We start from the raw sequence: 15,138 nt of genomic DNA, 5'->3' as shown, positions 1-15,138 counted from the left end.
GTTGGCGCATGGGCTAAATTCCCTTGTCAAGGAACAACGATTAAGCAAAATTGAGCATAATACGATTTGATTTTATTGCAAAGACGCGCGATGCTTTACTACCTTTATGCCTACTTCAACATCAATATCTTCCAATACCTGACCTTTAGAGCGGGCTTGGCTTTTTTTATGAGTTTCTTTGCCTGTGTGTATTTCATGCCCGCTTTTATCAAGTGGGCTAGGGCTACAAAAGCTAGCCAACCCATTTCAGAGTTCATCCCCCACCAAAACAAGAAGGACACTCCCACGATGGGTGGGGTGGTGTTTTTGGGGACCACAATTGTGTCTTCTTGTTTGAGCGCGCGCCTGGATAATCCCTTTGTGCTCTTGGGCTTGTTGAGTTTGCTAGCCTTTGGGGCGATTGGCATGCAAGATGACTACACCAAGATCACGCAAAAAAAGAACGCGGGTATCTCAGCGCGTTTGAAAATGCTCTTGCTCTTTGTGGTTTCTCTTTCTATTGCCTACGCGCTCTCCACCTTGATCTCTGAGAAAAATCTCTATGTGCCCTTTTTGAAAAACCCCATCTTTTCTTTTGAACACCACTCGATCTTATTGCTGGGCTTTTGGGTGTTGGTGTTTCTCTCTACTAGCAACGCGGTCAATCTCACCGATGGGCTGGACGGGTTAGCCACCGTGCCTAGTATTTGCGTGCTATTGAGTTTGAGCGTGTTTATTTATGTGGTGGGGAATGCGGAATTGAGTAAATATTTGCTCTACCCTAAAGTGGTGCACAGCGGGGAGGTGGTGGTGGTTTCTGCTGCGCTCATGGGGGCTTTGTTGGGCTTTTTGTGGTTTAACGCCTTCCCCGCTGAGGTGTTTATGGGGGATAGTGGGAGTTTGGGGATTGGGGGCTTTATTGCCTACATGGCAATCATCACTAATAATGAAATCTTGCTGGTGTTAATGGGCTTGGTGTTTGTGCTAGAAGCCCTATCGGTGATCTTGCAAATTAGCAGTTACAAGGTGCGCAAAAAGCGTATCTTTGCTATGGCACCCTTGCACCACCATTTTGAATCCAAAGGCTTGCCCGAAAATAAGATCATCTTGCGCTTTTGGATTGTGGCGATCCTAAGCAATCTTGTAGCCCTGCTCAGTTTGAAAGTGCGTTAAGGCTAACCACTTTTTGGTGTTTTTGTGTTAAAATCTTATTATCATCATCAAGCGGTGGACACAATGATCTCTTTACTTGGGTATGGACGCACTAATCAGGCTTTTGCTACTTATTTTGCCCAGCAAGACACGCCCTGCGCCATTTATGACGATGCGATCCACACCCCCGCCACCACACCCCACAACCAACCCCTGCTCCCCTCTAGCGCCTTTAACCCGGCGCATTCCTTCTTGGAGATTGTTAGCCCCGGGATTCCCCCCAACCACCCTTTGGTGTTGGCTAGCCGTCATTTGTGTAGCGAATACGATTACATCGTCCAGATCAAGACCCCCCCGCCTAGCTTTTTTGTGAGTGGCACCAATGGCAAGAGCACCACGACCGAAATGTTAGGTTTGCTCTGCGCCCCCTTTGGGGCTTTGGTGGGCGGGAATATTGGCACACCCTTGATCGAGCTTAAAGACGCGCCCTTGTGGATTTTAGAAACCAGCTCTTTTAGCCTGCACTACACCAAGCACTACGCCCCCCATCTCTACATTTTATTGCCCCTAGCCCAAGATCACCTAAGCTGGCATGGGAGCTATAGCAACTATGTGTGCGCCAAACTCAAACCCCTTTGCATAATGCCCCCCTCTAGCCCCGTGTGGCTCCAAGCGCGCTTGCAAGATCACCCCCTCGTGCGCCAAGCCGCCCAAAGACCCAGCCCACCCCAGCTACTTTTTTATGAAGACTCCGCGCATTTAGCTAATTACATGGGCTTGGATTTGTCTAAGGTGCGCTTTGAAGAGCCCTTTTTACTAGACGCGTTGTTGGCGTTGAGCGCGTCAAAAATCGCCTTTGGGGAGGTGGATTACGATCGCCTCAATAGCTACACCCTAAAACCCCACCGCCTAGAAGTCTTCCAAGATGACAAGGGGCGCACATGGGTAGATGATAGCAAGGCGACCAATGTGGATGCGACCCTAAAAGCTCTAGCGCGCTTTAGCGATCGTTTCGTGCATTTGATCGTGGGGGGGGACACTAAGCAGGTGGATCTAACCCCTCTTTTTGAGAGCCTAGCGCGCATGCAAGTGCGTATTTACACCATTGGGGCTAGCGCGCAACAGATGTCGCAAATGGCTAGGGAGTATGGCGTGCCGGCTTTGCGTTGTGGCGATGTGGCTAGCGCGGTGCGCGCGATCAAAGCCTGTTTAAAACCCGATCAAATCGCCCTGCTTTCCCCTAGCGCGGCTAGTTTGGATCAATTCAAATCCTACCAAGAACGCGGCGATCTCTTTAAAGCTTGCGTGTTGGAGTCTTAAAATGGCTATCTTGCGCGCCTTATTGCTTTGTTGCTTGTATTTGGTGGGTGTGGCGCGCGCTGAGGGCGATCCGGACGCTATCGATCTCTACTTGCTTTTAAAGCAGATCAGCCAGCTTAACCAAGTGATCGCGCGCTATGAAAAAGACCCTATCAAGCGTTCAGAAATCCCTCTTTATAGCGATCAAAAAAACGACCTCATCCACACCTTCGCCTTGCGCCTGCTCAATAACCAAGAGCAAATCGGCATTGACATCAAAAAAAATCTCCAGCAACAAGCGCGCCTCAAGCAGATTTTGCTCAAGAGCAGTAATGATCTCTACACCTATGTGTTGAGCACCCTAGAGCTCAAAAGCCTAGAAGCCGACCAGCAGATGCATGACTTTTTAGAGAAATTGCGCACTTCCCTAGACTTTTTCAGCCAAGAAAAAGATGTCAAAAGCCTCAGCATGGCGATCTTGCTCAAATTAGAGAGCGCGGCGGCTAAAAGCTATGTCTTGCCCCCCAATTTAGACACGCTCCAGTTGCACCAACTCCAAGAAGCTCTCAATAATTACAAGCTCAAGCTCAAGACCTATCTAGAAGTGCTCCACTACATCCAAGCCCACCCCTCCCAAGTGCTCTCTAAAAATGTGCTCTTTAGCATTGACATGCACTGGATTTTAGATCGCATCGCAGGGATCATCAATGCGATCTTCCCAGGTTCGCATGGCTTGCGTAGCGCGAAGATCCTTCTCTCCTTGACCCTTTTGTTGATCTTGCTCACACTTAGAAAATTGGTTACCACGCTGTTTATGAAAGTGCTCGATCTCTTCGTGCGCTTTAGCCGTAAGAATCAGCATGTCCAAGAGAAGATCCGCGATAGTATCCTAGCTCCCATCTCCACCTTTTTGCTCATTTACAGCTTTGATATTTCCATAGACATTTTATATTACCCCCAGCCTGCCCCCCTCAAATTCAACATGTATTTAGGGGTGATCTACATCTGTTTGCTAGGCTGGCTAGGGATCGCGTTGTTTAAGGCTTATGGGGCAGCCTTGCTAGCCACCCTAGCCTCTAAGCGCAATGGTTTTAGACGCGAAGTGGTGAATTTGATCCTCAAAGTGGCTTACTTTTTCATCGTGATCATCATCATCTTAGCCGTGTTGAAACAACTAGGCTTTAATATCTCGGCTATCATCGCCTCTTTGGGGATTGGCGGTTTGGCTGTGGCTTTAGCCGTGAAGGACTTATTAGCCAATTTCTTTGCCTCTGTGATCTTGCTCTTGGATAATTCCTTTGGGCAAGGGGATTGGATTGTGTGCGGGGAGGTGGAGGGCACTGTGGTGGAAATGGGGCTTAGACGCACCACCGTGCGGGGTTTTGACAACGCGCTGTTATTCGTGCCTAATTCAGAATTGGCGGGCAAATCGATTCGCAACTGGAATCGGCGCAAGGTGGGACGGCGCATTAAGATGAATATCGGGCTCACCTACGGCTCTTCGCGCGAAAACTTGGCTAAATGCGTCTTAGCGATTCGCACTATGTTAGAACAACACCCCCACATCGCCCAATACTCCGATTTAGACGCTTCTGCCAAGCGCGAGCTCAACGCCCAGCACGATTATATGATGGATCGCGAACACATCGTGTCCATGGACGATCTAATGGGTTATAAATCTAATCTCTTTGTATATGTGGATAATTTTGGGGATAGTTCCATTAATATTTTGGTGTATTGCTTTTCTAAAACCGTGGTGTGGGGAGAGTGGCTAGCTGTAAAGGAGAATGTAATGCTAGAGATCATGCGCATTGTGGAGGAATTGGGGTTGAGCTTTGCCTTCCCCTCCCAGAGTGTTTACTTGGAAAGTGTCCCTGACGCTTTGAAGCGCCATCAATAAGGAAAATTATGTTTAAGAATCTCAAGCTTGGGGTGAAGAGTGTTTTGATGAATTCGATCATTTTGGTCGTTTCCTTCGCGTTATTGGGCATTTACTTTATCCACGAAGCCACAGAAATGCTAACCCATGATGCTAGAAAGGTGGTGAAATACCAATCCTTCCACAAAGCTAAAGCGATCGCCCTAGAGCTCAATAATCTAGCCCAGTCCTTGATCCACTACGCGTCTTATTTTTCTGAGGAGGGGTTTGTGTTTCTAAAAAACGCCTCGGATGCCACCATTAATAACAATATAGGCAAATTGGTGCTCGACAAGCACTTTGTGCGCCAAGCGTGGTTAGTCTTCTTGCAAAATAACCAAGCCCACAAGAGTTATGAAGTGATGGAAGAGCCCGATAACACCTTGCACTTCCGCCAAAACACCTCCTTTATTTTGCAATCCCCCCTCATCGCGCGCGTCGCACAAGAACTCAAACCCTTGCGCTCCCCCACAGATTTTACCCCCTTGATCGATGGCTCGCGGCGTTTTGGCACGACCATCGCTACGCCGATTTTTGATGAAAAAAAACGCTTAGTCGCCATCGCAGGCATTTTCATCAACATGGAAATGTTGCAGGATCGCTATTTTCCCACTGATAAGAGCGAAAACGGGTTTTTCATGGGGAGTGGGAATCGCATTTTCGCGCTCAATCGCGATCACAACTTGCAGGGCAAGACTTTCCACGATGTGATGAAAGGCGAAGACACGGCAGAAATCGAAACCTTCAGGGAAAAGGCGCAAAGCAATGCCTTTGGACACAGTGCCTTCTATTCTAATGTGCTCAAATCCGATGTGATTGTGTCCCTTTACACCTTCCGCCCCTTTAAAGCGATCCACCAAGAACACAACTGGATGATCGGCGCGGTGATCTCCCAAAAAGACCTGCAAAGACATGTCGCCAAAATGCGCTGGCAGATCACCCTCATCGTGTTGGTCTTGCTAGCATTGACCATGACCGCGGTATTTTTATACACCCATTATGCGATCGTGCGGCGTGTGGAGCGCGTTTCTACAACCTTGAGCGATTTTTTCAGACTTTTAAACCACCAGACATCCCAAATCACCATCCACAAATCCAGCTGGAACGATGAGATTGGGGGCATGTATACCAAGATCAACGAAAATGTGCTAAAGATCAAGGAATCCTTTCAAAGCGACAATGAGATCGTAGCCGATGTGATCTCTGTGGCTTCAGCGATAGAACAGGGCAATATCACCCAGCGCATCCATGCCAAAGCCTCCGCCCCCAATTTGGCTAAATTGATCCAAACCGTCAACACCATGATAGACTTTTTAGAGCAAAGGGTGGGAGCGGATTTGAACCACATCTTAGAAGTGGTGCATGCCTACCAAGATTTGGACTTCACTTCCAAAATTGCGCGCGCTAAGGGGGATTTTGAGATCGCCACCAACCAGCTAGGCGCAGAGATCGTAAGGATGCTAAAGACCTCTTCAGGTTTTGCTACAACCCTCAATGAAAAGTGCCAGAGTTTGAAATTGCACATGGACGAGTTGGCTGCCAAATCCGCCCAGCAATCCGCTGAGATCAAAAACACCACCCAAAGTATTGAAGCCATCACGCAAAACATCACCGCGGTGAGCTCTAAGAGTGATAGCATGATCGCCCAAAGCCATGAAATTAAAAGCGTGGTGGAGATGATCTCTGAGATCGCCGATCAAACCAATTTACTAGCCCTAAACGCCTCCATTGAAGCCGCGCGCGCGGGTGAGCATGGGCGCGGCTTTGCGGTGGTGGCTGATGAAGTGCGCAAGCTTGCCGAGCGCACCCAAAAATCCCTAGGTGAAATCGAATCTAATATCAATGTGCTTGTGCAGAGTATCGCGGAAAATTCCAGCGCGATCAAGGAGCAAGCCGATGCGGTGTTGAGTATCAACCAGATCATTACCCAATTTGACACCAACCTAAGCCACAATGTGGACATTGCCAACAAATGCCTCTGTGTCAGTCAGGACATTGAAACCATCGCCACGGACATTTTAGATGACACCAACAAAAAGAGATTTTAAGGTTAGATATGCTAGCACCAGCTCACCAGCTCACCAGCTCACCAGCTCACCAGCTCACCAGCTCACCAGCTCACCAGCTCACCAGCTCACCAGCTCACCCCTGTATTGTGTTAGAGATTGAAAACCTCTTAAAGCGCACCAACTGTAGGGAGGAATTGCATGTTTAAGAATATGAAATTAGGCACTAAGGTTGTTTTGGTTGTTTCTGTGATTCTTTTTGTGCTCTTTGGAATATTGGGGGTGATCTTGCTCACCAACGCCAACCGCACGATGAACCGCAATATCAAAGCCACGCTCAAAGAACAAACCACGATCAAGACCAATAATGTGATCTACGCCTTGAATAGCATCGCGCATGCGGTCTTGAATTTTACCGGTTATGTCGCCTCTGCCCCCCAAGTCTTAAAAGAGGACAATAAGATGAAGGACATGCTTGTCAATTTGATCCAAACTAACGAAAAAGGGCATATTCGCGAAGCCTTCTTAGTGGTGCTCAATGAGAGGGGGCAGCCACAAAATAGCGTGGGGGTGTTTAAGGACAATAGCAATAAAATACAAGTCTACCACAACGAAAAGAGTTTACTAGACTACCAACCCGTGCAAGAAGTTTTAAAAACCCAGCAAAACGCCCGTAGCAAGACCTACCACATGTCTCTATTAGGAGGGCATAAGATTTTTGGCAATATCATCGCCCTCCCCATTAGAATCCATGGCAAAATGGTCGCCGTTGTAGGGGTTTTTACCGATTTTGAGCGCATCCAAGCCCAATTCTTCCCCCAAGGCGATCAAAACGGGTTTTTGCTGGGACGCACTGATGATATTTTAGCCTTCCATGCCAACCACAAATTGCAGGGCAAGCAGTTTGTAGAAGTCATGCGCGATGGTTTAGCCCAAGAGATTTTAGAGTTTAGAAAAAACGCCCAACCCCAAAGCATCAGGGTGATCGCTTGGCGTAGCGATGTTACTAAAAGAGAAATGGTAGCCGTGCTCTACACCTTCAAACCCTATAAATTGATTCTGCCCAATGTCCATTATAATTGGCTTGTGAGCGCAGCTGTGCCAAGCGAAATAGCCTTCAAGGACCTCTACACCATGCGCAAAACCATTGTGATTGGGGGGTTCATCACTCTAGGATTTGTGAGTTTTGCGCTCCTTTTGTTTTTCTACTTCCAAGTGATCAAGCGTTTGGAGCGCATGTTTGCCATGTTGCGCTCTTTTTTCAAACTCATCCAGCACGAACAAGAAACAAGAATCCCAGTCTACACCGTGCGCTACCATGATGAGATCGGCTTGATGTCCAAGGAGATCATCGCCAATATCCAGCGCGTCCAAGCCACCTTTGAGGCGGATAACGCCATGGTGGCGCACGCCACCCTGAACGCCACCAATGTGGAAAAGGGCTTTATCGTTTCTAAGAATCTCGAATGCCAAGCAAATTGCACCCCCCAGCTGTGCGATCTGCTCTTCACTCTACACTCCATGATCGTGGGCTTGGAGAAAAACATCGGCGCGGACATCAATAAGATTTTAGGCGTGGTGCATGCCTACCAAAACCTAGACTTCACCCCCAAGATCGAATCCGCGCATGGTGATGTGGAATTAGCCATCAACCACCTAGGCGCAGAGATCACCAAAATGTTGCAGGTGTCCTTAGACTTTGCCAACAATTTAGAGATCAAGGCTTCAGGCTTGAAAGAGAGCATGGACAAGCTCATGGAAAACTCCGCGCAACAATCCGCTGAGATCAAGGACACCACCCAAGTGATTGAGAGCATCACCCAGCGCATTAGCGATGTGAGCGAGAAAAGTGGCGCGATGATCGCCCAAAGCCAAGAAATTAAAAGCGTAGTAGAGATGATTCGTGACATCGCCGATCAAACCAATTTGCTAGCTCTAAACGCCGCCATTGAAGCCGCGCGCGCGGGTGAACACGGGCGCGGTTTTGCGGTGGTGGCTGATGAAGTGCGCAAATTAGCCGAGCGCACCCAAAAGTCTTTGGGCGAGATCGAATCTAATATCAATGTTTTGGTGCAAAGCATCGCGGATAACTCCAGCGCGATCAAGGAGCAAGCCGATGCGGTGTTGAGTATCAACCAAGTGATCGCGCGCTTTGATGTCAATCTGACACATAATATTGAGATCGCCAATGAGTGCTTGAGCATTAGCCAAGATGTGGAGCACATCGCCAATGACATCTTAGAGGACACGAATAAGAAAAAGTTCTAAACGCGTGCGCAACGCCCATACAACGCCCAGCGCGTGGGGGCTATCTATCTGTTTTAAAACTTGTAGCATAATGCGCTACAAGGAGATACTATGCACACACCAAATATTTTTGAAAAACTCACCAATCAGCTTAAAGAAAGTTTGGATCAGGCTCTAAGTCTAGCCCTGCATGCTAAAAATCAAGAGATCGAACCCATCCATCTTTTTTGGGCGTTGCTCAGCAACAGCCAATCTTTACTAAGCCATGCGCTCATCAAAATGGGCATAGAGAAAACCCCTTTAGAGCTAGAGGCTAGAAGTGTAGTAGATAGCCTGCCTAAGAGTTCGAGCGTGAGCGCGCAGGGGATTAGCCTCAGCAAGAATCTCTTGGATGCCTTGCATAGTGCTTTGGGCTGGAGTGTGAAAAATGGGGATCAATTTGTGGCGCTAGATAGCTTTATTATCGCTAATGCAGAGCTTTTTAGCCACTATTTTAAGTCATTTTTAGATGTGCCAGAGCTTATTAAGACCTTGCAGAGTATGCGCAAGGGGGTGAAAATCAACCAGCCTAGCGATGATGCCACGCTGGAGGCGTTAGAAAAATACGGGATCAACCTCACCACCAAAGCCCTAGAAAACACCCTAGACCCAGTGATTGGACGCGATGAAGAGATTTTGCGTATGATGCAGATTTTGATTCGCAAGAGCAAGAATAATCCCATTTTGTTAGGCGAGCCGGGGGTGGGTAAAACCGCCATTGTGGAGGGGCTAGCCCAGCGCATCGCTAAAAAAGAAGTGCCCTTGTCTTTGCAGCACAAGCAGGTGGTCATGTTGGATATGAGCATGCTCATTGCTGGGGCGAAGTATAGAGGGGAATTTGAAGAACGCCTAACTAAGGTGGTAGAAGAGGTCAAAAAAGCGGGCAATGTGATTTTATTTATTGATGAGATTCATACCATTGTGGGGGCGGGGGCGAGCGAGGGGAGCATGGACGCGGCTAATATCTTAAAGCCCGCCCTAGCGCGCGGGGAGTTGCACACCATCGGGGCAACCACGCTCAAAGAATACCGCAAATACTTTGAAAAAGATAGCGCGCTCACACGCCGTTTTCAGCCCATTTCTTTAGAAGAGCCTAGCGTGAATGAAACCTTGCAGATTCTAAGAGGGCTTAAAGAAAATTTAGAGGCACACCACAATGTGAGCATCACCGATAGCGCATTGGTAGCAAGTGCCAAGCTCTCACAGCGCTATATCACTAACCGCTTTTTGCCCGATAAAGCCATTGATTTAATTGATGAGGCGGCTGCTGAGTTGAAAATGCAAATCGAATCAGAACCCTATGCCCTCTCCCACACCAAAAGGTTAGTGCAACAACTAGAGGTAGAAAAACAAGCCCTACTTATGGAGGAGAATCCTAGCAACAAGCAACGCCTAGAGGAGGTGCAAAAGGAGCTTGGCAACGCCCTAGAGGAGAGGCAACGCCTAGAAGCGCAGTTTGAAAATGAAAGGCGGGTATTCAAAGACATCGCACAGGCTAAGAACAATATTGAGAGCTTGAAGCGTGAATCCGAGCTAGCCAAACGCCAATCAGAATTTGAAAAAGCCGCTAAGATCGACCATGGAGAAATCCCCAAATTAGAACAGGTGGTGCGCGATTTAGAGGCACAATGGGCGCGCATGCAAGAGCAGGGGAGTTTGTTGCAACACGCCGTAACCAAGGATAGTATCGCGCGCATTGTGAGCAAATGGACGCATATCCCAGTCCAAAAGATGTTGCAGGAGGAAAAAGATAAGATTTTACACATCGAGCAGGAGCTGGCTAAGAGTGTGATCGGACAATCCCAAGCCATTAGCGCGATTGCTAAGGCGATTAAGCGTAATAAAGCGGGCTTGAGCGATCCTAATAAACCCATTGGGAGCTTTCTATTCTTAGGACCTACGGGTGTGGGTAAAACCCAGAGTGCTAAGACCTTAGCCCAGTTTCTCTTTGATAGCCAAAAGAATTTGATTAGGCTGGACATGAGCGAATACATGGAAAAGCACGCGGTGAGTCGCTTGGTGGGCGCGCCCCCGGGGTATGTGGGCTATGAGGAGGGCGGGCAACTTAGCGAAGCGGTGCGGCGTAGCCCTTATAGCGTGCTCCTCTTTGATGAGATTGAAAAGGCACACCCGGAGGTGTTTAACATGCTTTTACAGGTGCTCGATGAGGGGCGGCTTACAGACAATAAAGGCGTGGTGGTGGATTTTAAGAACACCATTATTATTTTGACCAGCAATATCGCCAGCGACAAAATCTTAGAATTTGAGAGTGTCCATGCTAAACATAAGGCTGAACAGGAAGTGTTAAAAGCCTATGATATTGAGAGCGATCAAATCATGGAATTGAGCGAAGAGCACGATAAGCAAAAAATGGTGCAAGAAGCCCTAAAAGCCTACTTTAAGCCAGAGTTTTTAAACCGCCTTGATGAGATTGTGATCTTTAACCCCCTGCATATGGAATCCATCATGCAGATTGTAGATTTGATGTTTGCAGATATTCAAGAAAAACTCAGTGAGAGGGGGGTACAAATAGAATTGAGCCCGCAGGCTAAGGAATACATCGCCCAAAGTGGGTTTGACCCAATTTATGGCGCGCGCCCCTTAAACGGGCTTTGTATGAGGAGGTTGAGGATCGCCTAGCCACTTTGCTTTTAGAGCAAGATAGCGCGCATTGGAGCGATAAACATCTCTTATTTGATGTGCAAGAGGGTAAAATTGTGATCAAGGAAGTTTGATGCAAGGTATTACGCGCTGTTTCACCCCCCCCCCCCCCCGATTATTAAGCGTTATTAAGGAGTGGCTATGACCTCTTTTTCTCTAGGCAAGCAAATCATCGTTTTATGGGCGTTTAGCGTGCTCACTATGGGAGTTACCCTTTTGCTCTTTGCGCAGAGCAATAGGGAATCCATAGAGCATGTGCACAAACTTGTCGATCTAGATTTAAAACGCCTGCTAGGCGAACAGCTCAAATTAGCCACAGACGCGCTCGCGCACAGCATTTCTAACGCGATCAAGGACGCGCCCACGGACGCGCTCAAAAAGCGCATTGTCAGCGATATTTTGCATGGTTTTCGTTTTGAGGAGGACAAATCGGGCTATTTCTTTGCCTATGAGGAATATGTCCCCTTTTACAACCCCAATATCACGGACAAAATAGGCACAAGCCTCAAGGATGTGCGCGATAAAAACGGCGTGCTCTATATCCAAGACCTCTACAAAGCCGCGCAATCAGGAGGGAATTTTGTCTACTATGTCTTCCCCAAACCCCTTTTAAATGGGGGCGTGCGCGACACAGATAAGATCTCCTATGCCCAAAAAATTGAGGGCACTACTAATTTGTGGATTGGCACGGGGGTTTACATGGACAATGTTGAAGAGCGCACCAAGACCATTATTTACGAAATTGAAGGGAGTATGCGCTACCATTTTTATCTCTACGCCGCCATTGTCGTTTTACTCTTATTTGTGGTGGTGATGCCTCTATACTATCTGTTTTACCGCAAAATCACGAGGAATATTAGCACCCTTAGTGGGGCTCTCAAGGATTTTTTTGCCTTTGTCAATTACCGCGCCAAAAACGAACCCAAAGAAATTATCTTGCACTCTAAGGACGAGCTAGGCGAAATGGCGCGCGCGCTTAAAAGCAATGTGCAAGAAGCGGTGCAACACTTCCAAGCCGATCAACACTTCTCCAAAGACGCGCTAAGCGTCCTAGACAATGTCCATACCGGCAATTTCGCCCAAGTCATCTACGCGCATGCGGCTAACCCTGAGTTAGAACGCTTGGGCGCGGATCTCAACGCCTTTTTTAAATTTCTCAACGACATTTTCCGCCACATCTGCACCACCATCCAAACCTATTCCAACAACGATTTCCAAGCCGGTTTAGAAACCACCAATTTGCAGGGGGCTTTTTTACAACTCGCCAACGACATCAACACCTTGCAAAAAAGCATTGTAGATTCGCTCAAGCACTCTTTGGATTTTGCCCACGCGCTCCACCAAGAAACCAATACTCTCAATGAAACCACACGCCGCCTACAAGACGCTTCTAAACAACAAGTGGACTCTTTGGATCAAACCATGAACGCGTTGGGGCGCATTAGCAATTCCATGCAAAGCGTGAACGCCAAGAGTCAAGAGGTGATGGAACGCTCTGAGGGAATTAAAAATATGGTGCTCATCATCAATGAGATCGCCGATCAAATCACCCTACTAGCCTTGAATGCTGCCATTGAAGCTGCTAGAGCGGGCGAACATGGCAGAGGCTTTGCGGTGGTGGCTGATGAAGTGAGAAAACTAGCTGAGCGCACGCAAAAGTCTTTAGGTGAGATTGAGGCTAATACCCAATCGCTCACCCAATCTATCAATGAGGCTGCTAGCGCCATAGAAGAGCAGACAGAGGGCATCACACAAATCCATAGCGCGATGGCAACCCTAGAGCAGACAATGGTGCATAACGCGCAGATTGCCACCACTTCTTTGAGCATTAGCAAGAATGTGCAAGACATCGCCCAGGATATTCTCAATGAAGCCAATAGCAAGAAATTTTAAAAAAACAGGGTGTAGGAGCAGGTATTTATGCGTTCTTTCTCTCTAGGTAAACAGATTGTCGCTTTGTGGGGTTTAACCATTGTGGCGATGGTGGCAACTCTTTTACTCTTTGCGCGCAATAACCAACAATCCGTGCACCGTGTGAATAGTGCCGTGAGTGTAGATTTAAAACGCATGCTAGGCGACAAGCTCAAACTAGCCGTAGATTTGGCTAGCTCTAACATCGCCCAAGTGCTCAAAGACGCACCCACCCTAGAGGCTAAAAAACGCATAATCACCGCCATGTTTAAAGCGTTCCGCTTCGCAAAGGATCGCTCAGGCTACTTTTTCGTGTATGAAAAATACACCCCTATTTACACCGCAAATCCCAAATACCCCGTGGGCGTGAGCGCAGAGAACACCAAGGATAAAAATGGGGTGTTTTACATTAAAGAACTTTATAAAGCTGCGATGGCTGGGGGAGACTTTGTCTACTATGTTTCACCCAAACCTCTAGCCGATGGCACCACCCGCTACACCGATAAAATCTCCTACGCCCAAAAGATCGAGGGCATGCCAGATTGGTGGGTGGGCACGGGGGTTTACATGGACAATGTTGAAGAGCGCACTAAGTTCATCACTGAGGACATCCGCCACAAATTGAGCTCGAGCTTTAATCTCTATGTCCTCATCGCCTTGGTCTTTTTAATCGTGGTGGTGATCCCGCTTTACTACCTCTTTTACCGCAAGATCACGGGGGCTATTAGTGTGCTCAACAAGGGGCTTAAGGATTTCTTTGCCTTTGTCAATTACAAACAAAACGATGTCCCTGAGCCCATTGTTCTGCGCTCTAAGGACGAATTGGGGCAAATGGCGCGCGCGCTCAATGAGAGCATTCAAGAAGCCATCCAACATCTGCAAGCCGATCAAAAACTCTCTAAAGAGGCGATCTTAGCCTTAGATAGCGCGCGCACCGGGGATTTCACCCAAACCATCCACGCGCGCGCGATCAACCCAGAGCTCCAACACTTGGGCACGAATCTAAACAATTTCTCTAGCCTTCTAAACAGCACTTTTGAGCACATCTCTAAGACCATTGAAACTTATTGCCACAACGATTTCACCAAGGGCATGGACACTACCCAGCTACAGGGCGGGTTTTTGCAACTAGCTAATAATATCAATACTTTACAACAAAGCATTGTTGTTTCTTTGAAAAACTCCTTAGATTTTGCCCACGCGCTCACCCAAGAAACCCACACTCTCAACCAGACCACGCACGCGATGCAGGATGCCTCTAAACAACAAGTGGTTTCCTTAGAGCAAACCACCAACGCGCTAGCCCAAATTAGCTCGAGCATGCAAAGCGTGAACGCCAAGAGTGAGGAGGTGATCGCCCAATCCCAAGGGATTTCAAACATGGTGGAAGTGATCACAGAGATCGCCGATCAAATCACCCTACTAGCCTTGAATGCTGCCATTGAAGCCGCTAGAGCGGGCGAACATGGCAGAGGTTTTGCGGTGGTGGCTGATGAAGTAAGAAAACTAGCCGAGCGCACCCAAAAGTCTTTAGGCGAGATTGAGGCTAATACCAAAGCCCTCACCCAATCTATCAATGAGGCTGCTAGCGCCATAGAAGAGCAGAGTGCTAGCATCGACTTGATCAACACCGCCATGCACGAATTGGAACAAACGATGCTCAATAACACCCAAATTGCCACCACCTCCTCTACCATTAGCCAAAATGTGCAAAAGATCGCGCAAAATATCCTAGATGAAGCCAATAGCAAGAAGTTTTAATAGATACGATCAAGCGACCCTAGCATTGGTGGTTGGCAAAATAGCATGAACCGCTCCTACAAACCTATAAAATCATACTAAATCCTATAAAACCCTATAAACTTAAAAAAATTATAGAGAATAGGCAGTTGATTTCTGTTGTATTCCTGTTTCAACCATACTGGT

At 47.7% G+C, this 15,138-nt stretch carries 7 protein-coding genes and 1 pseudogene; all 8 read left to right on the top strand.

Features of this window, described 5'->3' with window-relative positions; genetic code table 11:
• Positions 1-90: 90 nt before the first annotated feature.
• The 8 genes and pseudogenes from mraY (at position 91) to EAO33_RS06690 (ending at position 14,973) form a co-directional block, all read left to right on the top strand.
• Positions 91-1,152 (top strand): phospho-N-acetylmuramoyl-pentapeptide-transferase, encoded by a 1,062-nt coding sequence (gene mraY / locus EAO33_RS06725; protein ID WP_120946019.1) that lies wholly within the window; start codon positions 91-93, stop codon positions 1,150-1,152.
• Positions 1,153-1,215: 63 nt separating this feature from the next.
• Positions 1,216-2,451 carry a UDP-N-acetylmuramoyl-L-alanine--D-glutamate ligase gene (murD, locus tag EAO33_RS06720; protein WP_120946006.1) on the top strand — a complete coding sequence of 412 codons (1,236 nt, stop codon included), beginning with the start codon at positions 1,216-1,218 and terminating at the stop codon, positions 2,449-2,451.
• Position 2,452: 1 nt separating this feature from the next.
• Entirely contained in the window at positions 2,453-4,330 is a 1,878-nt protein-coding gene (locus tag EAO33_RS06715) for a mechanosensitive ion channel family protein (protein WP_205589526.1), read from the top strand.
• Positions 4,331-4,338: 8 nt separating this feature from the next.
• A complete protein-coding gene (locus tag EAO33_RS06710) occupies positions 4,339-6,396 on the top strand; it encodes a methyl-accepting chemotaxis protein (protein ID WP_205589525.1) in 2,058 nt (685 codons plus the stop codon).
• A 159-nt stretch (positions 6,397-6,555) separates the two neighbouring features.
• Positions 6,556-8,622 (top strand): methyl-accepting chemotaxis protein, encoded by a 2,067-nt coding sequence (locus EAO33_RS09835; RefSeq protein WP_120946005.1) that lies wholly within the window; start codon positions 6,556-6,558, stop codon positions 8,620-8,622.
• Between the two features lie 90 nt (positions 8,623-8,712).
• Positions 8,713-11,375: pseudogene (locus tag EAO33_RS06700) on the top strand (ATP-dependent Clp protease ATP-binding subunit).
• Between the two features lie 67 nt (positions 11,376-11,442).
• Complete coding sequence (locus EAO33_RS06695) at positions 11,443-13,194, top strand: methyl-accepting chemotaxis protein (RefSeq protein WP_120946004.1); 1,752 nt, start codon at positions 11,443-11,445, stop codon at positions 13,192-13,194.
• 27 nt (positions 13,195-13,221) lie between these two features.
• Positions 13,222-14,973, top strand: a complete 1,752-nt coding sequence (locus EAO33_RS06690; protein WP_120946003.1) for a methyl-accepting chemotaxis protein — start codon at positions 13,222-13,224, stop codon at positions 14,971-14,973.
• The last annotated feature ends 165 nt before the right edge of the window (positions 14,974-15,138 follow it).

Source organism: Helicobacter labacensis, assembly GCF_003660285.1.
In the GTDB taxonomy this organism is placed as follows: domain Bacteria; phylum Campylobacterota; class Campylobacteria; order Campylobacterales; family Helicobacteraceae; genus Helicobacter; species Helicobacter labacensis.
This window is presented reverse-complemented; position numbering and strand designations above follow the sequence as displayed.